Consider the following 24,285-nt stretch of genomic DNA (forward strand, 5'->3'; position numbering starts at 1 on the left):
GAGATGGATCATGGAAAAGACGGAAGCGCCGGGGACATTCCCCCCGGCCAAGCGGAAACTGCGTCTGGGGATCGTCGGCGGCGGCGCCGGTGCCTTCATCGGGCGGGTCCATGCGCGCGGCGCACGGCTGTCCGACCGGTGGGAGATCGTGGCGGGCGCGCTGTCCTCGCGCCCCGAGGTCGCTCTGGCCTCGGGCCGCGAATGGGGCCTTGCGCCTGAACGCTCCTATATCGACTGGCGCGAGATGGCCGAGGCCGAGGCCGCCCGCCCCGACGGTATCGACGCCGTGGCGATCACCGTGCCCAACCACCTGCATGCCCCCGTCGCACTGGCCTTCATGGATGCCGGGATCGACGTGATCTGCGACAAGCCTCTGGTCAATACGCTGGAGGAGGCGCAGGCCCTGATCGACCGGCAACGCGAGACCGGGCTGATCTTCGGCGTGACCTATTCCTTCGCAGCCCATGCCATGGTCCGGCAGGCGCGGCAGATGGTGCGCGAAGGCGCTATCGGCCCGGTGACACAGATCCATGTGGAATATTTTCAGGAAATGGCCCTGCTGCCCGCCGATGCCGCATGGTCCGGCACGCCCTGGCGGCAGGATCCGGCCAAGGTCGGCGGCGCGGCGACCACGGCGGACATCGGCACCCATGCCCATCATCTGGCGGAATTCGTCTCGGGCCTGCGGATGACGCGGCTGCGGGCGGAATTCCACCGTCTCGGCGCGGATCAGCCGCTTGAGGACACCGCCTTCATGACCTGCCGTTTCGAGGGCGACGTGCCCGGCACGCTGATCATCTCGCAGGCGGCGGCGGGGGCAAGCTGCGGCTTGCGGATCCGTATCTCGGGCACCGCGGGCACGCTGGAATGGGATCAGGAAAACCCCGAATACCTGTATCACCGCCCGTTCAATGCACCGCATGTTCGGATTTCGCGCGGGCATGGCGCGGGGATCCTGTCCGACGCGGCGCGCTTCGTCCACATCCCGCGCGGCCACCCGGAGGCGCTCTCGGACGCATGGGGCAACCTCTACGAGGAATTCGCCATCGCGATCGAGGCGCGCCGCGACGGCCGAACCCTGCCCGATGGCCTGCTGGCCTATCCGGGGATCGAGGAAGGCGCGGCCGGCGTCGCCTTCATCCAGGCCGCGATCCGGTCCGACGCCGAAGACGGCGCCTGGGTGGGCTGCACCTTCGACACCGGTTCTGCAAAGGAAGACACAAGATGAAGACCCTGATGATGAGCACCGCCCTCACCCTTGCCGCCGTCTCGGCACAGGCGCAGGAAATCGGTGTCGCGATGGCGCAATACGACAACAACTTCCTGACGATCCTGCGTCACGGGATCGAGGACGGCGGCAAGGCCGCCGGCGTGAACCTGCAATTCGAGGATGCGCAGAACGACATCCCCCGGCAGTTGAGCCAGATCCAGAACTTCATCAGCTCGGGCGTCGATGCGATCATCGTCGTCGCGGTGGATTCGGATTCGATCCCGCAGATGGACAGGATGGCGACTGCCGCGGGCATTCCGATCGTCAACATCAACCGCGAACCGCCGCATGTCGACAAGCTCGGCCCGCTCGAAGCCTTCGTCGGCTCACGCGAAACGGATGCCGGCACGATTCAGGCGCGCGAGGCCTGCCGCATGGTCCGCGAAAAGATCGGCGAGGGCGAGAACGCCAAGGGCGCAATCCTTGCCGGCGACCTTTTCATTCAGGCGGGCCGGGTGCGGACCGAAACCGTGCAGGATTTCGTCAAGACGCCGGAATGCGATTTCGTCGAGATCATCGACACGCAGGTCGGCGACTGGTCGCGCAGCAAGGCCAACGACCTTGTGTCGAACTGGCTTTCCGCCGGGATCAAGCTTGACGTGATCTTCGCCAACAATGACGAAATGGCGATCGGCGCGGCGCAGGCGCTCAAGATGGCGGGCGTGTCGCAGGAGGATGTCGTCATCGCCGGGGTCGATGCGACGCCCGACGCGCTGATGGGGATCCGGTCGGGCGATGTCGACCTGACCGTCTTTCAGGATGCCGCCGGGCAGGGGCGTCTGGGCGCCGAAATCGCCGCGAAAATGGCCCGGGGCGAGGCCTTCGACCAGGTCAGCTACATCCCGTTCGAGCTGGTGACGGCCTCCAACCTGGCCGAATACCTGTCGCGCTGATGCCTGCCCGGCGGATGACGTCGCGTGAGAGAACAAATATTGCTGCACATGCGCACTGCAATTTTTGTTGCTAATGTTTTTCGCGGCGGCTATCCTTCCTAGGCGGGGAAGGAGGTTCCCCCGCCGTTTTTCAAGACAAGACGAATCCGGTCACGGGTTCGACACTGGCGTCGCCTGTCGGCGCATGGGGAGGGGTTTCAGCCTGATTTCGCATCACCGGCCGCAGGCCGACTGCGCGAGGGGCTTTCCGGACATCTTCCACATGCCGCGCACGGCGAAACGGGTCAGGAGGAGACCCGGCCGAAGCCCATTCAACGGAGGAGAAACCACATGAAGAAACTCGCAATGGCCACGGCGCTTCTCGCCCTGCTGGCAGGAACCGCCCATGCCGAAAAGATCGGCGTGGCCATGTCGCTGTTCGACGACAACTACCTGACCGTGCTGCGTCACAACATCCAGCGCCACGCCGGCGAACTTGGCGGCGTCGAGGTGCAGATGGAGGATGCGCAGGGCGACATCGCCCGCCAGCAATCCCAGATCGAGAACTTCGCCGCTTCCGGCGTCGACGGCATCATCGTCATGCTGGTCGATGCGGATTCGGGCAAGGCGATGTCGCGCATCGCCGAACGGGCGGGTGTTCCGCTTGTCTTCGTCAACATGCTGCCCGCCAACATGGACACCTTCCCCGACAAGCAGGCCTGGGTCGGCTCGGACGAGGAACAGGCGGGTGAGCTTCAGGCGACCGAGGTTTGCAAGCTGATGGGCGGCGAAGGCAATGCGGTGATCCTGATGGGGCAGCTTGGCACCACCGGGCAGCGCGGCCGCACCGCCGCCGCGGAGCGGGTCCTGCAATCCGACGAATGCAAGGGGATCAAGATCCTCGACTCGCAGACCGCGAACTGGATGCGGACCCCGGCGATGGACCTGATGACCAACTGGATCACCTCCGGGATGAAACCGGATGCGGTTCTGGCGAACAACGACGAAATGGCACTCGGCGCGATTCAGGCGCTGAAATCCTCGGGCTTCAAGATGGATCAGGTCGTGGTGGCGGGCGTCGATGCGACGCAGGACGCGCTGGCCTCGATCAAGACCGGCGATCTGGACGTCACCGTCTACCAGTCGGCCAAGGGTCAGGGGGAAGGCGCGCTTGACACCGTGCTCAAGATCGCCCGCGGCGAAACCTACGAACAGAAGGTCGCCGTGCCGTTCGAACTGGTGACGCCGGAAAACGTCGACGACTACACCGTGCGGAACTGACAGGCGGCGCCCGGATGCGTCCGGGCGCCGTGACGTCCACCGGAGGAGTGGATGCGACAGGGGGGATGCCATGCCAGAGAAACCGACACCCGGTATCGCGCCGCGGCGGGGGGAGTCCCGCGCCGGGCCGGTCGCATGCGATGGTCCGAACGTCCCGAAACTTCGCCCGCAACTCCGGATGAGGCCCCTGCCCGTCCCGTCAGCATGAAGGAACCAGCCATGAATTCGATGACGCCTCCGCAGACCCTCGGACAGGGCGGGCAGCCCGTCGGCCCCTACCTTCTGGAGATCGAGGGGATCCGCAAGGAATTCCCCGGCGTGCTCGCCCTCAACGACGTGCAGTTCCGGCTGCGCCCCGGCACCGTCCACGCCCTGATGGGCGAAAACGGCGCGGGGAAATCGACGCTGATGAAGATCATCGCCGGGATCTACACCCCCGACCGCGGCACCATCCGGCTGCGCGGAGAGGAGGTCGAGCTGAACGGCCCGCTGGACGCGCTGAAGCGGGGCATCGCGATGATCCATCAGGAACTCGCGCTGATGACCTGGATGACGGTGGCGGAAAACATCTGGATCCGGCGCGAACCGAAGAACGCCTTCGGCCTGATCGACCACCGCAAGATGGCGGAACAGACGCGCGAGCTGTTCGACCAGCTCAAGATCCGCATCGACCCCACGGCCGAGATCAGCACCCTGACCGTCGCGCAGCGACAGATGGTCGAGATCGCCAAGGCCGTCAGCTACCAGTCCGACGTGCTGATCATGGACGAACCGACCTCGGCCCTGACGGAAACCGAGGTGGACCACCTGTTCGACATCATCCGCGACCTGCGCGCGCGCGGTATCGGCATCGTCTACATCACCCACAAGATGAACGAGCTGTTCGAGATCGCCGACGAGTTTTCCGTCTTTCGTGACGGCACCTATGTCGGCACCCACGCGAGCGCCGATGTCACCCGCGACGACATCATTCGCATGATGGTGGGTCGCGAGATCACCGACATGTTCCCGAAAGAGGAAGCCAAGATCACCGACGTGATCCTGTCGGTCGAGAACCTGACCTTGCCGGGCGTCTTCCACGGCATCACCTTCGATCTGCGCAAGGGCGAGATCCTTGGCGTCGCGGGGCTTGTCGGCTCTGGCCGCTCGAACGTGGCCGAGGCGCTGTTCGGCGTCGTCCCGGCGACCGAGGGCACGATCCGCATCGACGGCCGCCCCGTGACGATCCGGTCCTCCGCAGATGCGATGCGCGAGGGCATGGCCCTGCTGACCGAGGATCGCAAGGAAACCGGCTGTTTCCTGCAACTGTCGATCCTTGAGAACATGCAGATCGCCGCGCTCCATCAGGGCCACGTCAAGGCGGGCTTCGTCGACGAACAGGGCCTGACGAAGCTGTGCGAGGACATGAAGGGCCGGCTGCGGGTCAAGACCCCCAACCTTGACGAGCGGATCGAGAACCTGTCCGGCGGCAACCAGCAGAAGGTGCTGATCGCGCGCTGGCTTCTGACGAAACCACGCATCCTGATCCTTGACGAACCGACGCGCGGGATCGACGTCGGCGCCAAGGCGGAAATCCACCGCCTGATCTCGAAACTGGCGCAGGAGGGGGTCGCGGTCATCATGATCTCGTCCGAGCTGCCCGAGGTTCTGGGCATGTCCGACCGGATCCTGGTCATGCACGAAGGCCATATGACCGGCATTCTCGACCGGGCCGAGGCCAATCAGGTGAAAATCATGGAACTGGCGGCCCGCTGAGGCCGCAACGCAAGACCGACGGCGCAAGCCGGGGAGGAGGATACAATGGCAAACGTGCAGATCGAACCCGTGGCCCGGACCAGACGCAAGCTGCCACAGGAACTGAACATCCTGTCGGTGCTGGTCGGCGTCGCGCTGGTGTTCGAATTATTGGGCTGGATCTTTCAGGGGCAGAGCTTCCTGATGAACCCGCAGCGGCTGACGATCATGATCCTTCAGGTTTCGGTCGTGGGGATCATCGCCGTCGGCGTGACGCAGGTCATCATCACCGGCGGCATCGACCTGAGTTCGGGCTCGATCGTCGCCATGACCGCGATGGTCGCGATGAGCTTCGCGCAATCCAGCGACTATGCCCGGGCGATCTATCCGGCGCTGACCGACATGCCGGTGATCGTGCCGCTGGCGGTGGGGCTCGGCCTCGGGCTGCTGGCCGGGATCATCAACGGCTCGCTGATCGCCATCACAGGCATCCCGCCCTTCATCGCCACGCTCGGCATGATGGTGACGGCGCGCGGCATCGCGAAATGGTATACCAAGGGCCAGCCGATCTCCTTCCCGACGGAAAGCTTTGCCAAGATCGGCTCGGGCGCCTGGCCGGTGGCGATCTTCCTGCTGGTCGCGATCATCTTCCACGTCGCGCTGCGCTACACGCGCTACGGCAAGTTCACCTATGCGATCGGCGCCAATCCGCAGGCGGCCCGCGTGTCGGGCATCAACGTGCAGCGCCACCTGATCACGGTCTATGCCATTGCCGGGCTGCTGTCGGGCCTTGCGGGCATCGTCACCGCGGCGCGGGCCGAAACCGCGCAGGCGGGCATGGGGATGATGTATGAACTCGACGCCATCGCGGCGGCGGTCATCGGGGGCACCTCGCTCAGCGGCGGCCGGGGGCGGATCTTCGGCACGGTGATCGGCACGATGATCCTTGGCCTGATGATGTCGGGCTTCACCTTCCTGCGCGTCGACGCCTACTATCAGGAAATCGTCAAGGGCCTGATCATCGTGGCCGCCGTCGTCGCCGACGTCTACCGCCAGAAGGCGCGCACCAAGAAGGCCTGAGGGGGACCCCTCGACCTTGTCCGCCCGGAGCGATCCCGCTCCGGGCATTCTTGTGGGTGAAACATGCTCTGGAACCTGTTCAACTCGCCGGTCGAGCTGACCGTCACGCTGGTCTCCGTCATTCTGGTGGGCCTCTCCAAGGGTGGCCTTGGCGGCATGAGCATGCTGGGCGTGCCGCTGATGGCGCTGGTGATGTCGCCGGTGACGGCGGCGGCGATCCTGCTGCCGGTGCTGGTGGTGATGGATGTCGTCAGCGTCATCCAGTGGCGCAAATGGGTCGACTGGCACATCATGCGGCTGATCATGCCGGGGTCGGTGCTGGGCATCGGCATCGGCTGGTTCACCGCCGAGATGGTGTCGGATTCCGTGGTGCGGCTGATCGTCGGCGTGGTCTCGGCGGTTTTCGTGCTGCGGGCGGTGTTTCCCGCGCGCAATGTGCAGAAGGTGAACGGCGACCGGCCGTGGCTTGCGAATATCTGCGGCACGGCGGCGGGATATACCAGCTTCGTCGCCCATGCCGGCGCGCCGCCGATCCAGATCTACATGATGCCGATGCGGCTCGACCCGCGGATCTTCACCGGCACGACGGTGATGTTCTTCGCCGTCACCAATGCGCTGAAGCTGATCCCCTATGCGATGCTGGGGGAGTTCGACGGCCAGAACCTCGGCCGGGCGGCGCTGATGTTCCCGCTTGCGGTCGCGGCGACCTGGGCCGGCGGCTGGATCGTGCACCGGATGCGTCCGGCGATCTTCTATCCGCTGACCTATATCTCGGTCGCGGTGGTCGCGGTGAAGCTGATCTGGGACGGGATCGCGGGGCTTTAGGCGTTCCGCGTAGGGAGGGGAAGAAAGGGGGCCCTGCCCCTCGGCGCAAGCGCCTCACCCCCGGGATATTTATGGAAAAACGACGGCAGAAGGGGGCTTGGGGCGCCTTCTGCCGCAGGGAAAGGAGCGGGTCAGCCCCGATCCATCAGCCACTGCACATTCGGATCCGCGACGAAGCGCCAGTTCCGCCGCGGGCCGGCCATGACGTTGAGGTAGTAGAGATCGAACCCATAGGGCGCGGCGCAGGGATGATGGCCGCGCGGCACCAGCGTCACATCCCCGTCGCGCACGGCAATCACCTCGTCGAGCGCGCCGTCATCCGTATAGACCCGCTGGAAGGCGAAGCCCTGCGCCGGGTCGAGCCGGTGGTAATAGGTCTCTTCCAGATAGGTGATGCGGGGGAAATCGTCCTCGTCGTGGCGGTGGCTGGGATAGCTCGACCAGTTGCCGGCGGGGGTGTAAACCTCGGTGACCAGCAGGCTGTCGCAGACATCCTCGGCCTCCATCGCGATGTTGTTGATGAGGCGGGTGTTCTGCCCGGTGCCCCGGGTCGTCAGCACGATCCCCTCGGGGCCGAGCCTGCGCGCCGGGTAGTTGCCCCGGCCGGGGGCCGCGCAGACGGCGATGATGCAGTCGGTTTCCGCCACGGCGCGCCACTCCTGCCCGTTCGGCACGTAAAGGCTGTGCGGCGGAGTCTTGTCGAAAACGCTCATCCGGTCGCCCAGAACGCCCCAGTCCTGTCCGGCGGCGGTGAAGGCGGCCTTGCCCTCGACCATCACCAGGATCACCTCGTTCGTGCCGGTGGGTTCCTGCGCCACGTCGCCCGGCCGCAGCCGATAGAGCGAAAAGCCGACATAGCGCCAGCCGGCCGAGGCGGGCGTGACCTCATGCACCTTGCCCCGAGTGCCGAAGGGTTTCAGTTGGAGGCGGCTCATTTTCCCTCTCCCGTTTCGTCGCGGGGGCGGAAGGTCACGAAGAAGCGCCAGCCGACCCAGCCGCCAAGCGCCAGAAAGGCCAATCCCCAGCCGGGGCTGCCGGTCGCGAATTCAAACACCGCCCACAGAAGGCAGATCCCCGTCAGCAGGACGCGCAGCCAGAGCGGGCGAAAGCGCGGATCGTCCAGATCGAACATCGATTTTCCTTTTGTATCCGGGCCCTTCCCGTCCGGGCCGGTCATGCCGCGACACGGGCGGCGCCGCGCGCCCGGTCCCAGATGTCGCACAGGCGGGCGTAGCGGCGGGCCATCTCGGCCACCGCCGCGTCGTCATTGATCCGATCAGCCATCCAGTCCCGCGCCACCGCGCCGAAAATCGTCCGGCCGACGGCGAAGCCGCGCACCAGCGGCTGCGCCGCCGCGACACGGAAACTTTCGGCCAGCTCCGCCTCGGGCGCATCGAGGCCCAGCACCACGATCCCGCGGGTATAGGGGTCGTTTTCCTCGATCGCCGCGACGGCGTTTTCCCAGGCCCGCGCGGTCTTCATCGGTTCGAGCTTCCACCAGTCGGGGTGGATGCCGATCTCGTAGAAGCGGCGGATCAGCGTCGCGGTGGTGTCGTCATCGACGGGGCCGACCTTGGACGGGATGATCTCCAGCAGGAATTCCAGCCGGTTGCGCCGCGCGGCGGCAAAGAGGCGCGTCATGACGGCCTCCTGCTCCGCGCGCATCTCGGGCGTGTCGTCGGGATGGCAGAAGCAAAGCACCTTCACCACATCCTCAAGCGCCCATTCCGACAGCCCGCCGTAATCCGGTCCGATCTCGGGTTCCAGCGTGAGCGGGCGCGAGCCCGGCCATTCGACCGGCCGACCGATCCACAGCCCGGTGCCCGAGGCCGCGTGCAGCGCCCGACGGCCCAGCCGGTTGTCGCACAGGATGCCATAACCGGGGCGGCCGTCCTGCACCTCTAGCGCGGCGGCAAGGCACAGCTCCTTGAAGGCGCCGATCTTCGCAGGCGTCGCGCCCGCCATTTCCTCAAGCTGCATCCGGTGGTCGAAGGCGAAGACGCGCATTTCCGACCAGTCGCCATGACGGTTGGTGGACCAGTGGATCTGTTCAAGCTCCGCATCGTTGCGCAGATCGGGCCGGCGGATGCCGCGTTCGAGGAAGAATTGCAGTTCCTCCCACGAGGGATAGGCGGGCGTGCAGCCATGGCGGCTGACGGCAAACGCCCCACAGGCATTGGCGTATTCCAGCGCCTTCGGCCAGCTTTCCCCGTCGAGCCAGCCCTTCAACAGGCCCGAAAAGAACCCGTCCCCGGCGCCCAGAACGTTGAACACCTCGATCGGGAAGCCGGGGCCGGCCTCGCCCTCGTCCAGCGTGTCGGGGATTTCGCCGGTGAAGGCCACGGCCCCGGCCGCGCCGCGCTTGCATACCAGAACGGCGGGCGTCACCGCGCGGACGGCGCGCAGGGCGGCGATGGTATCCGTGGTGCCGCCGGCGATGTGGAATTCCTCCTCGGTGCCGACGATCAGGTCGAACAGCGGCAGCGTCGCCTGCAGCTTCGCCGTCACGGCGGCGCTGGCGATGAAGCGGTTCTCGCCGTCGCCGTGGCCCGACAGGCCCCACAGGTTCGGCCGGTAGTCGATGTCCAGCGCCGTCTGCGCCCCGTGACTGCGCGCAAGGGTCAGCGCCTTGAGCACCGCCGCCTCGGTCCGCGGATGGCTCAGATGCGTGCCGGTAGCGACGACGGCGCGGGCATCGGCGATCAGCGCGGCGTCGATGTCGTCTTCGCACAGCGCCATGTCGGCGCAGTTCTCGCGGTAGAAGATCAGGGGGAAATGGTCCTCGTCGCGGATGCCCAGCAGGACCAGCGCGGTCAGACGCTCGGGATCGGTGCGGACGCCGCGCACGTCGACGCCTTCGCGCAGCAGCTCCTCGCAGATGAAGCGGCCCATGTGTTCGTCGCCGACCCGGGTGATGAGCGCCGATTTCAGACCGAGCCGCGCCGTCCCCGCCGCGATATTGGTGGGCGATCCGCCGATATATTTGCGGAAACTGCCCATATCCTCCAGCCGTCCGCCGATCTGCGCGCCGTAAAGATCGACCGAGGCCCGGCCGATGGTGATCAGATCAAGGCTCTTCATGTCGCGCGCCCTCCTCCCAAAGGCGGGGGCTGACGCCCCCGCGCGCGTTTCGTTCAGACCGCCACGGGGGTGATCCACGGCTGGTCTTCGGCTTCGGCGCTGTCCACCACCGCCTCGACGAAGGCGACGCCCTTCAGCCCGTCATAGGCCAAAGGCAGGTTGCGCCCGGCAGGCCCCGGCTCGCGCCCCTCGCGCCGCGCCCGGATCGCCTCGGCGAAGCCCAGATAGAGGTTCGCGAAGGCTTCCAGATAGCCCTCCGGATGGCCGGGGGGCGTGCGGGTGCGGGCGGCGGCGTCTTCGGACAGGTCGGCGGAGCCGCGCTTGATGACCTGCACCCGGCCGTCGAGCGGGGTGTAGATCAGCTCGTTTGGCTGTTCCTGATACCACTGGAACGAGCCCTTGGAGCCAAAGACCCGCAGCCGCACACCGTTGGAATTGCCGATCGCCACCTGCGAGGACCACAAGAGCCCCCGCGCCCCACCCTGATAACGCAGCAGGACATGGGCATTGTCATCGAGCGCACGCCCTTCGACAAAGGTCGCCAGATCGGCTGTCAGGCTTTCAAGCTTCAGCCCCGTGACGAAGCCCGCCAGATGATAGGCATGCGTGCCGATATCGCCGATGGACCCACCCCGGCCGTTCTTCAGCGGATCGGTCCGCCACGCGGCCTGCTGGTTGCCCGCCTTCTCGATCGGGGCGGACATCCATTCCAACGGATATTCAACCTGCACGGTGCGCACGTCGCCGATCTCGCCCCGCGCGATCCGCACCCGCGCCTCATGCACCAGCGGATAGCCCGAATAGGTGTAGGTCACGCCGACGAACCGGCCCGAGTCGCGCGCCAGCGCCTCTAGCGCCACGGCATCGGCCAGCGTCGCGGTCAGCGGCTTTTCGCAGATCACCTCGAAGCCCGCCTCGATCAGCGCCTTGGCGATCGGGTAATGGGTGAAGTTCGGGGTGCAGATGGCGACGGCATCGACGGGATCTTCGCGCGCGGCCTCACCGGCGATCAGTTCCTGATAGGTGCCGTAGCTGCGCGCGGGATCGAGCCCCTGCGCGATGGCGAAATCCCGCCCCCGCGCCGGGTCGACATCGAACGCCCCCGCCACCAGTTGCCACTGGCCATCGAGCCGCGAGGCCAGACGGTGGATGTTGCCGATATAGGCCCCCTGCCCGCCGCCCACCATTCCAAGACGCAAAGGTCTGCTCATGCTTCCTCCAGTCCGAGCATCGCCCGGTTGGCGCGTGCATTCGCGCCGGATTTCACGAAATCGTCGAAGGCGCGGTCCGAGACCCGGATGATATGGTCCGCGATGAACTGCGCCCCCTCGCGGGCACCATCCTCGGGGTTCTTGATGAAGCATTCCCATTCGAGGACCGCCCATCCGTCGAACCCATAGGTCGAAAGCTTGGTGAAGATCGCCCCGAAATCCACCTGCCCGTCGCCGGGGGACCGGAACCGACCCGCGCGCTTTGACCACGGCTGATAGCCGCCATAGGCACCCGACTTGCCATCGGGGCGGAACTCGGCGTCCTTGACGTGGAAGGTGCGGATGCGGTCGTGGTAATGGTCGATGAAGGCCAGATAATCCAGCGCCTGAAGCACGAAATGCGACGGGTCATACATCAGGTTGGCGCGGGGGTGGTTCTTCACCTTCTCCAGGAAATATTCCCAGCTATGGCCGTCGTGCAGATCCTCGCAGGGGTGGATCTCGTAGCAGACATCCACGCCATGTTCGTCGAAGTCATTCAGGATCGGCGTCCAGCGGCGGGCGAGTTCGTCGAAGCCTTCCTCGACCAGACCTTCGGGCCATTGCGGATAGGGATAGAGATAGGGCCACAGCAGCGCGCCGGAAAAGGTCACGTGCCGGTCGATGCCGAACCGCTTCGAGGCGCGGGCCGCGAAACGCAACTGTTCCTCGGCCCATGCGCGACGGGCGGCGGGATTGCCGCGGACATGTTCCGGCGCGAAACTGTCCATGATCATGTCATGCGCCGGATGCACCGCCACCAGCTGCCCGGTGATATGCGAGGCGAATTCGGTGATCTGCAACCCGTGATCGGCCAGAAGGCCGGAGATCTCGTCGCAATAGGCGTCGCTTTCGGCGGCGCGCTTCATGTCTATCAGGCGGGTGTCCCAGGTCGGGATCTGCACCCCCTTGAAGCCTTTGTCCGCCGCCCATTTCGCCAGACCGGGCAACGAGTCATAAGGCGCCTCGTCGGACGCGAACTGGGCCAGGAATACCCCCGGCCCCTTGATCGTGCGCATGTCAGGCCTCCAGCTTCGCGGCCGGCACCGGCGCGTCGTCATAACCGCCATAGACCGACTGGTCGAAGGGGATCACCGCGCCCGTCATCATGCCGCCGTCATCCGAGGCCATCCACAGCACGGCCCGCGCCACTTCCTTGGGATCGAGGATGCGGCCGAAGGGCTTCGCCGCCGCCGCCCGGTCGATGAAATCCGGATCGCCCGTTTCCGACAGCACCAGCGCCCGTTCATGGTCCGAGTTCATCCAGCCGATGTCGAGCTGGTTGACATGGATCCGGTGGCGCATCAGCGAGAAACCCGCATGGCGGGTCAGCGTGGCAAGCGCGCCCTTGGACGCCGCATAGGGCGCAAGGAACGGCTGCCCCGCCAGCCCGGACATCGAGCCGATGTTGACGATGCGGCCCTCGGCCCCTTCGCGGATCATCACCTTCGCCGCGTCCTGAATGAGGAAGAACGGCGCCCGCGTGTTCACCGCGAACATCCGGTCGAAGAGTTCCGGCGTGGTGTTCAGCATGTTGCCGCGATCGGTCAGCCCGGCGGCGTTGACAAGGATGTCGACCCGGCCAAAGCGCTTGTCGGCGGCCGGGATGATCTTGCGCACGTCCTCGATATTGCCCAGATCGGCGGCCACCACCTCGACCGGCACGCCGGTCTCTTCGCTGATGGAATGGGCGACCTTGCGGCCCTTTTCCTGATCGCGGCCGACGATGACGATGCCCGCGGCGCCCGCCTCGGCGAACAACCGCGCGACCGCCGCGCCTAGGCCCTGCGTGCCGCCGGTGATGACGGCGACCTTTCCGTCGATACGGTTCATCTCGTCACCTCCTCCAGGTCAGAGCCTACAACCTCATACCCCGCCGCGTCCATGACGCGCAGAAGTTCCGCATGGCCCTTGCGCGCCATTTCCAGCGGCGGATTGGCGACGGGATCCTGTTCCGCCTCGACGACGAACCAGCCCTCATAGCCCTTCGCGGCCAGTGCCTTGACGATCGCCTCGAAATCGAGGCTACCGTCGCCCGGCACGGTGAAGGCCCCCTTGATGACGGCATCGAGGAAGCTTTCCTTCGTGCGGTCGAGCGCGTCGATCACTTCGCGCCGGATGTCCTTGGTGTGGACATGGGTGATGCGCGCATGGTGGTTCTCGATCACCCGCATCACGTCGCCGCCGGCAAAGGCCATGTGGCCCGCGTCGAACAGCAGCGGCACCGAGGAATGCTTCATGAACAGGTCGAGCTCCGCCTCGGTCTCCACCGCCGCCGCCATGTGGTGGTGGTAGGAAAGCGGCATCCCCTGCGCCGCCGCCCAGTCGGCGAAATCCGAGATCTTGCGGCCATAGGCCTCGACCTCGGCCTCGCTCAGCTTGACCTTCGTCGCCAGCGGCGCCGACCGCACCCCCTGGATCGAGCGCGCGGTTTCCCCGTAGACGATGCAGGGCGCGCCCGCCGCGATGAAGAATTCCATCTGCTGCGCGATCCGGTCCTTTTCCGCTTCGATGTCGCCATCGAGCAGCAGGCCCGAGAACCAGCCCCCGCAGACCGAAATCCCGAAGCGGTCGAGGATCGGACCCAGTTCCTTCATGTCCATCGGGAAGCGGCGGCCCGTCTCCATCCCGGTGAACCCGGCGACGGAGGCCTGACGCAGGCATTCCTCAAGGCTGACATCATCCGACAGTTCCGCGAGGTCGTCATTCCACCACGCGATCGGGGCAATCCCAAGTTTGGCTTTCATTTAAACACCCAGACGCTGAGCTTCGCGGATTTTTTCCTGCGCCTTGCGCGCGGCCCGCACGGTTTCGAAATTCGAGATTTCCGGCACCCCGACATCCCAGTCGGCATCGCCCGGCACCCATTTCCAGGCGTCCGAGACGATGTTCACGACGGTGATCCCGTCATGCGCCAGCGCCTCCTTCATCACCCGTTCGAGATCGGCGAGGCTTTCGGCCTTCACCGCCTTCGCGCCCATCGCCTCGGCATGCTTGACGAAATCGACGTGGAGTGGGTTTTCCCGGTTCTGCACCCGGCAATCGGTCAGCAGGTTGTTGAAGCCCGGCACGCCCTTGGCCTGTTGCAGACGGTTGATGACCGCGAAGCCACCGTTGTCGCAGACCACGACCACCATCTTGTGCCCGGTCAGCGCCGCCGAATAGACATCGGAATTGGCCATCATGTAGGTGCCGTCGCCGAGCATGACGATCGGCGTGCCGCCGGTGCCGCCCGGCCCTTCCTGCGCCATCGCGCAGCCCCAGCCCGCCGGGATTTCATAGCCCATGCAGGAGAAGCCGAATTCGCAGTCGAAGGTGTCCGGGTTCTTGACCCGCCAGCCCTTGACCACCTCGCCGGGCGTGCCGCCCGCGGCCGAGATCAGCGTGTCGTTCGGCCCGGCGACCTTGTTCAGCACCGCCACGACCTGCGCGTAGGACGGAACCGGATCATTGGTCGGCGCCTGCACGTCATCGAGCAGCTTGTTCCATTCGGCGAAGAGCGTCTTGGCATGTTTCAGCAGCGCCGCATCGGCCTTCCAGCCGCCAAGCGCGGCATCCAGCTCGCCGATCGTTTCCAGCGCATCGCCGACGACCGCCAGCGAGCGGTGCTTCACCGCGTCGAACCGCGCCGCATTGACCGAGATGAACTGCGCATCGCGCGAAAACGCCGTCCACGATCCGGTGGTGAAATCCTGAAGCCGGGTGCCGATGGCCAGGATCACGTCCGCCTCTTTCGCCAGCGCATTGGCCGAGGTCGAGCCGACGATCCCGATCGGGCCCGCATGGACCGCGTCGTCATGCGTCAGCGTGCCCTTGCCGGCGATGGTTTCCACCACCGGGATGCCGCGCTCCGCCGCGAATTTCGCCAGCGTCTCGCCCGCCAGCGAATAGCGCACGCCGCCGCCCGAGATGATCAGCGGGCGTTTCGCCGTCCTCAGCAGCTCGGCCGCCGCGGCGACCGCCTCGCGGTCCGGGCGCGGACGGGGAATCTTCCACACCTTGGGTTCAAAGAACACCTCGGGGTAATCGTAGGCCAGTTCCTGCGTGTCCTGCGCAAGGCCGATGAAGGCCGGGCAGCAATCGGCGGGGTCCAGCATCGTCGCCACCGCCTGCGGCAGCGATTGCAGGATCTGTTCCGGCACCACGATCCGGTCCCAGTAGCGCACGACCGACTTGAAGGCGTCGTTCGCGGTGATCGACGGATCGTTGAAATGCTCGACCTGTTGCAGCACCGGATCGGGCAGGCGATTCGCGAAGGTATCCCCCGCGATCAGCAGCACCGGCAGGCGATTCGCCATCGCCACGCCGGCGGCGGTCACCATGTTCAGCGCGCCCGGCCCGATCGAGGTCGCGGCCACCATGATCTGGCGGCGGCGCTTCGCCTTGGCAAAGCCGATCGCGGCCAGAGCCATCGTCTGTTCGTTCTGGCCGCGCCAGGTCGGAAGCTGATCCTGAACCTGTTCAAGTGCTTCGGACAGGCAGGTCACGTTGCCGTGGCCGAAAATGCCGAACACGCCCGCGAACAGCGGCACACGCTCCCCTTCGATTTCGGTGAACTGGTTGCAAAGGTAACGGACCAGTGCCTGAGCCATGGTCAGGCGCACGGTATTGCGGGTCATCTCGCCTCCTCCTGCGGATGGATATGTTTCGATATTACGGAATGCATATTGACAATGCAACAGTCTCGCAATGATTATTGCCAAAGATCTCGGGAGGAGACTCAATGCTCAGAATTGCCGTCCTTGGCGTGGGCCGCATCGGCCGCATGCATGCCGAAAACATTGCCGCGCATCCGCGTGCAACCCTCGCGGGCGTGTTCGACGTCCACACACCCGCAGCGGTGGAAATATCTGAAAAGCTGGGCGTTCCCCGGTTCGAATCGGCCGAGGCGGTGTTCGCATCGCCGGAGGTGGACGCCGTGCTGATCGCCACCTCGACCGCCACCCATGCCGATCTGATCGAGGAGGGCGTCGCCGCCGGCAAACCGATCCTGTGCGAGAAGCCGATCGACCTGTCGCTGGACCGCGTCAATGCCTGCGCAACGAAAATTGCAGGCGCGACGGTGCCGATCATGCTGGGCTTCGTGCGCCGCTTCGACACCGGCCATGCCGCCGTGCGGCGGGCGATCGAGGAAGGCCAGATCGGCGAGCTGCATCAGGTCATCGTCACCTCGCGCGATCCGGGCATGGCCTCGGTCGCCTATGTCGAGGTCTCGGGCGGGATCTTCCGCGACATGACGATCCACGATTTCGACATGGCGCGCTTCATTCTGGGCGAGGAAGTGACCGAGGTGACGGCGACCGGCTCGCGGCTCGTCGATCCGGCGCTGATGGAACGCTGCAATGACTACGACACGGTGACGGTGGTGCTGAAGACCGCCTCGGGCAAGCAGGCGATCATCAACAACTCGCGCCGCGCCGCCTATGGCTATGACCAGCGGGTCGAGGCCTTCGGCTCCGGCGGCATGGCGATTTCGGAAAACCGGACGCTGAACCAGCTGCGGCTTTATACTGCCGATTTCACCGGGCAGGCGACGCCGCTGCTGAACTTCTTCATCGAACGCTATCAGGATGCCTTCGCGGCGGAAATCGGCGCCTTCGTCGATGCGATCGAACAGGGCATCGCCCCGCCGGTCGATTTCGAGGATGGCCGTCAGGCGCTGATCCTCGCCGAAGCCGCCCTCCTTTCGGTCGCCGAAGGCCGGACCGTCAAAATCAGCGAGATCGGATAAGCCATGTATTCGCAATTCGGACTGTTCATCGACGGCAGCTGGACCCCCGGCGCCGTCACGGCGGAGGTCATCTCCCCCGTCACGGAAAAGCCGCTCGGCACCGTGCCCGCGGCCACGGCGGATGAAACCCGCGCGGCGCTTGATGCCGCGGCGCGGGCCTTGCCGAAACTGCGGGCCTTGGGCGGTTTCGCCCGGGCCGAGGCGCTGCACAAGGCGGCGGATGAGATGATCCGCCGCGCGGATGAAGCGGCGCGGATGATCGCGCTGGAAACCGGCAAGCCGATCGCGCAGGCCGGGCGGGAATGGGGCCTTGCCTGCGACCAGTTCCGCTGGTTCGCCGAGGAAGCCCGCCGCATCTACGGCCGCATTGTCGACAGCCGCGTCCCCGGCGGCCGGTTCGAGGTGACGCGCGAACCCGTGGGCATCGTCGGCGCCTTCACCGCGTGGAACTTCCCGGCCGCGCTGCCGGCGCGCAAGCTGGCGCCGGCACTGGCAGCGGGCTGTCCGGTGGTGCTGCGGCCCTCGTCGCAGACGCCGGGCGTGGCGATGGTGATGGTCGACTGCCTGCGCGCCGCGGGCCTGCCCGACGGGGCGGTCAATCTTGTCGTCGGGTCCACCGGCAACACCTATGCGCCGATCATGGCCGATACGCGGGTGCGCAAGGTCTCACTCACCGGCTCGACGCGCGTGGGTCAGCAGATGATCCGCGACGCCGCCGATACGGTCAAGAAAGTGTCGATGGAGCTTGGCGGCAATGCGCCGCTGATCGTCTACGACGATGCCGATCTGGAAAACGCGCTCGACCTGACCGTGCCGACGAAATTCGCCAATTGCGGACAGGTCTGCGTGACGCCGGACAGGATCTTCGTCCACGACAGCCTGCATGACGCCTTTGTCGAGGGTTTCGTCGCCCGCACCGCGAAAATCCGGCTGGGCGACGGGCTCGACCCCGACACCGGGATGGGGCCGCTGATCAACGGCGGCAGGCTGGAAGAGATCGAATCCATCGTGCAGGACGCCGTCCGCGCGGGTGCGACGCTCGCCCACGGCGGCAAGCGCCCGGCGCATCTGAACAGCGGCTATTTCTTTGAACCCACGGTGCTGACCAATGTTACCGACGACATGAAGGTCTTCGCCGAGGAAAACTTCGGCCCCATCGCCGCCATCACCCGCTTTTCCAGCGAGGAGGAGGCACTCACCCGCGCCAATGCCTCGGACATGGGGCTGTCGGCCTATGCCTTCACCCGATCGCCCGATCGCGCGCGGCGCACCGTGGCGGCGCTGAAATCCGGCATGGTGGGGATCAACAGCTTCGCCCTCGCCGCCTCCGAGGCGCCTTTCGGCGGCACCAACCATTCCGGCATGGGCCGCGAGGGCGGGATCGAAGGCATCGAGGATTATCTGGACACCAAGCTGGCGCAGATCGTGTTCTGAACAGCCGCGAGGGAGAAGACCATGTTCACCAACAAGCTGAAACGGCAATGGGCGGAAGGACGGCCCGCAATCAACGGCTGGCTTTCCATCGGCAACCCCTTCACCGCCGAGATCATGGCGGCGCAGGGCTACGATTCCGTCACCATCGACATCCAGCACGGCGCGCTCGACTACGGCTCCGTCCTGCCGATGTTTCAGGCGATGCGCGCCTCGGGCGTGACGCCGATGGCGCGGGTGCCGTGGCGCGAACCCGGTGCGATCATGAAGGCGCTCGACGCCGGCGCGCAGGGGATCATCTGCCCGATGGTCAATTCGGCCGAGGAGGCAGCAGAGTTCATCAGCTACCTGCGCTATCCGCCGCTCGGCCAGCGCAGCTTCGGCCCGACCCGCGCGGCCTTCGCCTATGGCAGCTATGGCGTGGCGGCGAATGACGAGGTGCTGGCCCTTGCGATGATCGAAACGCAGCGCGGCGTCGACAACCTCGAAGCCATCGCCGCGACGCCGGGGCTCGACGGGATCTACATCGGTCCGGCCGACCTCACGCTCGGCACGCAGAACGGCACCCTGCCGCCCGGCTTCGACCGCGAGGAAGAGGTCATGGTCACCCTGATCCGCCGCATCCTGTCGGTGTGCAAGGAAAACGGCATCCGCGCCTGCCTGCATTGCGGCACGGCGGAATATGCCGCGAAGGCGATCGGCTGGGGATTCGACCTGACCACCGTGGGCGGCGACAGCCGGTTTCTGGCCGCCGCCGCCTCGGCTTCGGTCCGGACGTGGCGCGATCTCACCGGCACGGCCCCCGCCGACGCCCCCGCCCAGCCCGCGAAAGGAGGCTATTGATGCCCCATCTTCTGGTTGCCGGAAAGCTCCACCCCTCGGGCGAGGCGCTGTTGCGCGACCTGCCCGCCCGGGGCATCACCGTCGATTACGTCGAGGAGGTCTCCGAACCTTCCTACGCGCCGCTGATCGACAAGGCCGACGCGCTGGTGATCCGCACGCAGCCGCTGTCAGCGGCGACGATCGCCCGGGCGGACCGGCTCAAGGTCGTCTCGCGGCATGGCGTCGGTTACGATTCGGTCGATCTCAAGGCGCTGAACGACCGCGGCATCGCGCTGACCATCGTTGGCGACGTGAACTCCATCTCGGTCGCGGAACATGCGATCATGCAGCTTCTGGCGGCGGCGAAGCGCGTGCTGCGCGCCGATCATTCGGTGCGCGGCGGCGAATGGCGCTGGCGCGACGGTCTGGAACAGCAGGAGATTTCGGGCAAGAACCTGCTCATCCTCGGCTATGGGCGGATCGGGCGGCATCTGGCGCGGATGGCGGCGGGCTTCGGCATGCAGATCCGCGCCTACGACCCCTATCTGGAACGCGCGGGCTGGCCCGAGGGGCCGGTGTTGCCCGTCTCGCTCGACGAGGGGCTTGCATGGGCCGACTGCATCTCGGTCCACATACCCAAGGGCGACAAGCCCGCCATCGGCGCAGCGGAGATCGCCAAGATGAAGCGCGGCGTGATCCTGTCCAACACCGCGCGCGGTGGCGTCGTATGCGAAACCGCGCTGGCCGAGGCGCTGGCCTCCGGTCAGGTGGGTGCCGCCGGCGTCGATGTCTTCGACGAGGAACCGCCCGTCCACGGATCGCCGCTCTTCGCGCACAGCTCGGTCCTGCTGTCCCCCCATATCGCGGGGCTGACGGCCGAATGCGGCGAACGCATGGCCATCGCCTCCATCGAGAACGCCCTGAACTATCTCGCCGGCAGTATCGACCGGCATCTCGTCGTCAATCCGGAATTCGCACATGTCTGACAAACCCGTCCTCCGCATCGGCCTGATCGGCACCGGCTTCATGGGCAAGGCCCATGTCTTCGGCTTCGCCTCGGCGCAGAAGGTCTTCGACCTGCCCTACCGGCTGGAGCTGCATACCGTCGCCGACATCACGCCGGAGGCCGCCACCCGCGCCGCGCATGAATTCGGTTTCGCCCATTCCACGGCGGACTGGCGCGAGCTGATCTCGAACCCCGAGATCGACCTGATCGACATCACCGCGCCCAATGCGCTGCACAAGGAAATGGCGCTGGCCGCCATCGCCGCGGGCAAGCATGTCTATTGCGAAAAGCCGCTGGCGCCGCTCGCGGCCGACGCGCGCGAAATGGCCGATGCGGCGGCGGCGAAAGGGGTCAAGACGCAGGTCGGTTTCAACTACCTGTGCAACCCGATGCTGCGCCTTGCGCGCGAGATGATCGCCGCGGGCGAACTGGGCGAGATCCGCGGCTATCGCGGCCTGCATGCCGAGGATTACATGGCCGACGCCTCCGGCCCCTATACCTTCCGCCATGATCCGGCGGGCGGCGGGGCGCTGGCCGACATCGGCAGCCATGCGCTCGCCACGGCGGAATTCCTGCTCGGCCCGATCAGCGAGGTGATGGGCGATTGCGTCACGCTGATCGGCGAACGGCCGGACGGCAAGGGCGGCACCCGCAAGGTCAGCGTCGATGACGTCGGCCGCGCCTTCCTGCGCTTCGCCAACGGCGCGCAGGGCTCGATCGAGGGCAACTGGATCGCCACCGGCCGCAAGATGCAGCATGATTTCGAGGTCTACGGCACCAAGGGCGCGCTGGCTTTCACCCAGGAACGCTTCAACGAGCTGCATTTCTATGCGACCGACGATGCCCCGGGCCGGCGCGGCTTCCGCCGGATCGAGGCCTCGCCCGATCACCCGCCCTATGGCCGCTTCTGCGTGGCGCCGGGGCACCAGCTTGGCTTCAACGACCTCAAGGCGATCGAGATCGAGGGCTATACCCGCGCCATCGCGGGCGAGATCCCCGAACCCTTCGGCTTCGTCGCCGGCCTGCGGATCCAGCGGCTGGTCGAGACGATCCAGAAATCCTCGGCCGCGCGGCAATGGCTGCCCGTGCCCGCCTGATAGGGCCGGCCTGACGGGGCCGGTCTGACGGAATGCGCGCGGGCCCCCTCCTACCCGTTGCGCCAAGGGGGCCTCCTCGCCCCGCACTCCGGGCGCCCGGTCCCCCACCGGGCGCCCGTCCCCTGTCCGCAGGGAACCATTCGCCCCTTTGCATCATTGCCCTTGGCTTTCCGCAATATTCATTGCAAAGTTGTGGCATGGAGCAAGATATGCACGCAGGCGAGCCACCCAAGGACTACGAAGAGCTGATCCGGCTGATTCACGAACGCCACGATCAGATGAGCAAGACCTACCAGAAAATCTCGGTCTTTCTGACGCAGAACCCGAATGACGTGGCGGTGCAATCCGTCAATGCCATCGCGGAACGCTGCGGCATCCACGCATCGAGCTTCGTGCGCTTCGCGCAGGCGCTTGGCTATCGCGGGTTCAAGGAATTGCAGGCGCTGTTCCAGAAGCGGCTTGCCACCGCCGCCCCGGGGTTCGAGGCGCGGGTGAAAGCGCTGGAAACCGAGCTTCACACCTCGCGCGACCGCTCCGAGACGGGTTTCCTCAGCGAACTGGTCGTGCGCGACATCGCCTCGCTTCAGGAACTGCTCAAGGACATCCGGCCCGAGGATCTGACCCTTGCGGCGCAACTTCTGCATCAGGCGGATACCATCTACCTGATCGGGCAGCTGCGGTCCCTGCCGGTGGTGCAGCTGATGCGCTACCAGCTGACGATGATCGGCAAGCGGTGCATCCTGCTCGACAGCGCGGCGGGCTTTTCGACCTATATCAGCCGGACGATCACGCCCCGCGACGTGCTGATGGCGGTGTCCTTCCGCTTCTACGCCAAGGAGGTCGTCGATATCGTCGAGGAAGTCGGCGCCCGCGGCATCGACATCGTGGCGATTTCCGACAGCACGCTGTCGCCGCTGGCCAAGACGGCGCGGGTGCTGTTCCCGGTGCCCGAGCACGATTACACCTTTTCACGCTCGCTCGCCGCACCGATGTGTCTGGCGCAGGCGCTGGTCGTATCCGTCGCCGCGCGGGTGCAATACAACAACACCGCCCCGCGCATCCCGACCGTGACCGGAATCTGACGATCCTGCGCCGGAAAGGCACCGCGATGCCCCCTTCCCCGCCTCATCATGCAAAAATGCAAAACGGATTTTCCTTATTCCCTCTGTTCCATCTATTTCTGCAACACTAAACTCCTCCCAACAAGCAGGAGGAGAAGAAGATGCAAGACATCGGACATTGGATCGACGGCAAGCATGTCGCGGGCACCTCGGGGCGCTTCAGCGACATCTACAACCCGGCGACGGGTGAAATTCAGGCCCGGGTCGCGCTGGCGACGCCCGAGGAACTCGGCGCGGCCATCGACTCGGCGGAAAAGGCGCAGGTCAAATGGGCCGCGACCAACCCGCAGCGGCGCGCCCGCGTGATGATGAAGTTCGGCGCGCTCATCAACGAACACATGGACGAACTGGCCGAGCTGGTTTCGCGCGAACATGGCAAGACGCTCCCCGACGCCAAGGGCGACGTGCAGCGCGGCCTTGAGGTGATCGAGGTCTGCATGGGCGCGCCCTCGGCCCTGAAGGGCGAGTTTTCCGACAATGCCGGGCCGGGGATCGACCTTTACGCGATGCGCCAGCCGCTTGGCGTCGTCGCGGGGATCACGCCCTTCAACTTCCCGGCGATGATCCCGCTGTGGAAGATGGGGCCGGCGCTGGCCTCGGGTAATGCGATGATCCTGAAACCGTCCGAGCGCGTGCCCTCGACCTCGCTGCGTCTGGCGGAACTCGCGCAGGAGGCCGGGCTGCCCGACGGCGTGCTGCAGGTCGTCAACGGCGGCAAGGAAATCGTCGACGCGCTGCTGGATCACCCGACCATTCAGGGCATCGGCTTCGTCGGCTCGACGCCGATCGCGCAATACATCTATGGCCGCGCGGCGACGAACGGCAAGCGCGCGCAGTGCTTCGGCGGCGCCAAGAACCACATGCTGATCATGCCCGATGCCGATCTGGACAAAGCGGCGGACGCGCTGATCGGGGCGGGCTACGGGGCGGCGGGCGAACGCTGCATGGCGATCTCAGTCGCGGTGCCGGTCGGGCAGAAGACCGCCGATGCGCTGATCGACAAGCTGATCCCAAGGATCGAAAAGCTGAAGGTCGGCCCCTATACCGGCGGCGATGACGTCGATTTCGGGCCGGTCATCACCAAGGCCGCGCTGGAGCGGATCGAGGGGCTGATCGCCTCGGGCGTCGAACAGGGCGCCAAGCTGGTGATCGACGGCCGCGGGCTGAAGATCCAGGGCTATGAGGACGGCTTCTTCACCGGCCCGTCGCTGTTCGACAACGTCACCCCGGACATGGAGATCTACAAGCAGGAGATCTTCGGCCCGGTCCTGTCCACCGTGCGCGCCGACAGCTATGAAGAGGCGCTGCAACTGGTGATGAAGAACGAATACGGCAACGGCACGGCGATCTACACCGCCGACGGCGATACCGCGCGCGATTTCGCCAGCCGGGTGAATGTCGGCATGGTCGGCATCAACTTCCCGATCCCGGTGCCGCTGAGCTACTATTCCTTCGGCGGCTGGAAGAAGTCGGCCTTCGGCGACCTGAACCAGTATGGCCCGGATGCCTTCCGCTTCTACACCAAGACCAAGACGGTCACGGCGCGCTGGTTCTCTGGCATCCGCGACGGGGCGAGCCTGAACTTCAAGGCGATGGACTGATCCTTCGGGGTCCAGGGCCCGGGGGCAGGCGCAGACGGTGAGGTCGCAGGGGGCCAGCCCCCTCGGCGCAAGCGCATTCGGCG

The 24,285-nt window shown here is 66.0% G+C and carries 21 protein-coding genes; 13 read left to right on the top strand and 8 right to left on the bottom strand.

Features of this window, described 5'->3' with window-relative positions; genetic code table 11:
- Positions 1-10 precede the first annotated feature (10 nt).
- The 6 genes from D2T30_RS14300 to D2T30_RS14325 all read left to right on the top strand — a co-directional run bounded on the left by D2T30_RS14300 (position 11) and on the right by D2T30_RS14325 (position 7,062).
- Positions 11-1,228 (top strand): Gfo/Idh/MocA family protein, encoded by a 1,218-nt coding sequence (locus D2T30_RS14300; RefSeq protein ID WP_128209425.1) that lies wholly within the window; start codon positions 11-13, stop codon positions 1,226-1,228.
- The gene (locus D2T30_RS14305) at positions 1,225-2,163 is read left to right on the top strand and encodes a substrate-binding domain-containing protein (protein WP_128185784.1); all 939 of its coding nucleotides are present in this window, start codon (positions 1,225-1,227) and stop codon (positions 2,161-2,163) included. Before D2T30_RS14300 ends, D2T30_RS14305 begins: the two co-directional genes overlap by 4 nt.
- Positions 2,164-2,493: 330 nt before the next feature.
- The gene (locus tag D2T30_RS14310; protein ID WP_128209426.1) at positions 2,494-3,423 is read left to right on the top strand and encodes a sugar ABC transporter substrate-binding protein; all 930 of its coding nucleotides are present in this window, start codon (positions 2,494-2,496) and stop codon (positions 3,421-3,423) included.
- A 219-nt stretch (positions 3,424-3,642) separates the two neighbouring features.
- Positions 3,643-5,178 carry a sugar ABC transporter ATP-binding protein gene (locus tag D2T30_RS14315; RefSeq protein WP_128209427.1) on the top strand — a complete coding sequence of 512 codons (1,536 nt, stop codon included), beginning with the start codon at positions 3,643-3,645 and terminating at the stop codon, positions 5,176-5,178.
- Between the two features lie 45 nt (positions 5,179-5,223).
- Positions 5,224-6,237 (top strand): ABC transporter permease, encoded by a 1,014-nt coding sequence (locus D2T30_RS14320; protein WP_128185790.1) that lies wholly within the window; start codon positions 5,224-5,226, stop codon positions 6,235-6,237.
- Between the two features lie 63 nt (positions 6,238-6,300).
- Positions 6,301-7,062 (top strand): sulfite exporter TauE/SafE family protein, encoded by a 762-nt coding sequence (locus tag D2T30_RS14325; protein WP_128209428.1) that lies wholly within the window; start codon positions 6,301-6,303, stop codon positions 7,060-7,062.
- 131 nt (positions 7,063-7,193) lie between these two features.
- On the opposite strand, the gene iolB is transcribed toward D2T30_RS14325, so the two are convergent.
- From iolB to iolD, 8 genes are read right to left on the bottom strand one after another with little or no spacing between them, the layout of a single operon-like run.
- Positions 7,194-7,997 carry a 5-deoxy-glucuronate isomerase gene (iolB, locus tag D2T30_RS14330; protein ID WP_128209429.1) on the bottom strand — a complete coding sequence of 268 codons (804 nt, stop codon included), beginning with the start codon at positions 7,995-7,997 and terminating at the stop codon, positions 7,194-7,196.
- Positions 7,994-8,194 carry a DUF3329 domain-containing protein gene (locus tag D2T30_RS14335; RefSeq protein WP_128185796.1) on the bottom strand — a complete coding sequence of 67 codons (201 nt, stop codon included), beginning with the start codon at positions 8,192-8,194 and terminating at the stop codon, positions 7,994-7,996. Before D2T30_RS14335 ends, iolB begins: the two co-directional genes overlap by 4 nt.
- Before the next feature lie 41 nt (positions 8,195-8,235).
- Positions 8,236-10,143, bottom strand: coding sequence for a bifunctional 5-dehydro-2-deoxygluconokinase/5-dehydro-2-deoxyphosphogluconate aldolase (locus tag D2T30_RS14340; protein ID WP_128209430.1), 1,908 nt, complete (start codon positions 10,141-10,143; stop codon positions 8,236-8,238).
- Between the two features lie 53 nt (positions 10,144-10,196).
- The gene (locus tag D2T30_RS14345; RefSeq protein WP_128185905.1) at positions 10,197-11,330 is read right to left on the bottom strand and encodes a Gfo/Idh/MocA family protein; all 1,134 of its coding nucleotides are present in this window, start codon (positions 11,328-11,330) and stop codon (positions 10,197-10,199) included.
- A gap of 20 nt (positions 11,331-11,350) precedes the next feature.
- Positions 11,351-12,412, bottom strand: coding sequence for a sugar phosphate isomerase/epimerase family protein (locus D2T30_RS14350; protein WP_128209431.1), 1,062 nt, complete (start codon positions 12,410-12,412; stop codon positions 11,351-11,353).
- Position 12,413: 1 nt separating this feature from the next.
- Positions 12,414-13,226 (bottom strand): SDR family oxidoreductase, encoded by an 813-nt coding sequence (locus D2T30_RS14355; RefSeq protein WP_128209432.1) that lies wholly within the window; start codon positions 13,224-13,226, stop codon positions 12,414-12,416.
- Positions 13,223-14,140, bottom strand: coding sequence for a myo-inosose-2 dehydratase (iolE, locus tag D2T30_RS14360; RefSeq protein WP_128209433.1), 918 nt, complete (start codon positions 14,138-14,140; stop codon positions 13,223-13,225). The genes D2T30_RS14355 and iolE overlap by 4 nt, the downstream gene beginning before the upstream one ends.
- The gene (gene iolD / locus D2T30_RS14365; RefSeq protein WP_128209434.1) at positions 14,141-16,012 is read right to left on the bottom strand and encodes a 3D-(3,5/4)-trihydroxycyclohexane-1,2-dione acylhydrolase (decyclizing); all 1,872 of its coding nucleotides are present in this window, start codon (positions 16,010-16,012) and stop codon (positions 14,141-14,143) included.
- Between the two features lie 104 nt (positions 16,013-16,116).
- Between iolD and iolG the strand changes: the two genes are divergently transcribed.
- The 7 genes from iolG to D2T30_RS14400 all read left to right on the top strand — a co-directional run bounded on the left by iolG (position 16,117) and on the right by D2T30_RS14400 (position 24,202).
- Positions 16,117-17,124: an inositol 2-dehydrogenase gene (iolG, locus tag D2T30_RS14370; RefSeq protein WP_128209435.1), complete on the top strand. Its 1,008-nt coding sequence runs from the start codon at positions 16,117-16,119 to the stop codon at positions 17,122-17,124.
- Positions 17,125-17,127: 3 nt separating this feature from the next.
- Positions 17,128-18,558: an NAD-dependent succinate-semialdehyde dehydrogenase gene (locus tag D2T30_RS14375; protein ID WP_128209436.1), complete on the top strand. Its 1,431-nt coding sequence runs from the start codon at positions 17,128-17,130 to the stop codon at positions 18,556-18,558.
- 21 nt (positions 18,559-18,579) lie between these two features.
- Positions 18,580-19,398: an HpcH/HpaI aldolase family protein gene (locus tag D2T30_RS14380; RefSeq protein WP_128209437.1), complete on the top strand. Its 819-nt coding sequence runs from the start codon at positions 18,580-18,582 to the stop codon at positions 19,396-19,398.
- Entirely contained in the window at positions 19,398-20,363 is a 966-nt protein-coding gene (locus D2T30_RS14385) for a hydroxyacid dehydrogenase (protein WP_128209438.1), read from the top strand. The genes D2T30_RS14380 and D2T30_RS14385 overlap by 1 nt, the downstream gene beginning before the upstream one ends.
- Entirely contained in the window at positions 20,356-21,480 is a 1,125-nt protein-coding gene (locus D2T30_RS14390; protein WP_128185816.1) for a Gfo/Idh/MocA family protein, read from the top strand. The genes D2T30_RS14385 and D2T30_RS14390 overlap by 8 nt, the downstream gene beginning before the upstream one ends.
- A gap of 209 nt (positions 21,481-21,689) precedes the next feature.
- Positions 21,690-22,562: a MurR/RpiR family transcriptional regulator gene (locus D2T30_RS14395; RefSeq protein WP_128185818.1), complete on the top strand. Its 873-nt coding sequence runs from the start codon at positions 21,690-21,692 to the stop codon at positions 22,560-22,562.
- 140 nt (positions 22,563-22,702) lie between these two features.
- The gene (locus D2T30_RS14400; protein WP_128209439.1) at positions 22,703-24,202 is read left to right on the top strand and encodes a CoA-acylating methylmalonate-semialdehyde dehydrogenase; all 1,500 of its coding nucleotides are present in this window, start codon (positions 22,703-22,705) and stop codon (positions 24,200-24,202) included.
- Positions 24,203-24,285 lie beyond the last annotated feature (83 nt).

The sequence above is a fragment of the Paenirhodobacter populi genome (genome assembly GCF_004022215.1).
In the GTDB taxonomy this organism is placed as follows: Bacteria; Pseudomonadota; Alphaproteobacteria; order Rhodobacterales; family Rhodobacteraceae; genus Rhodobacter; species Rhodobacter populi.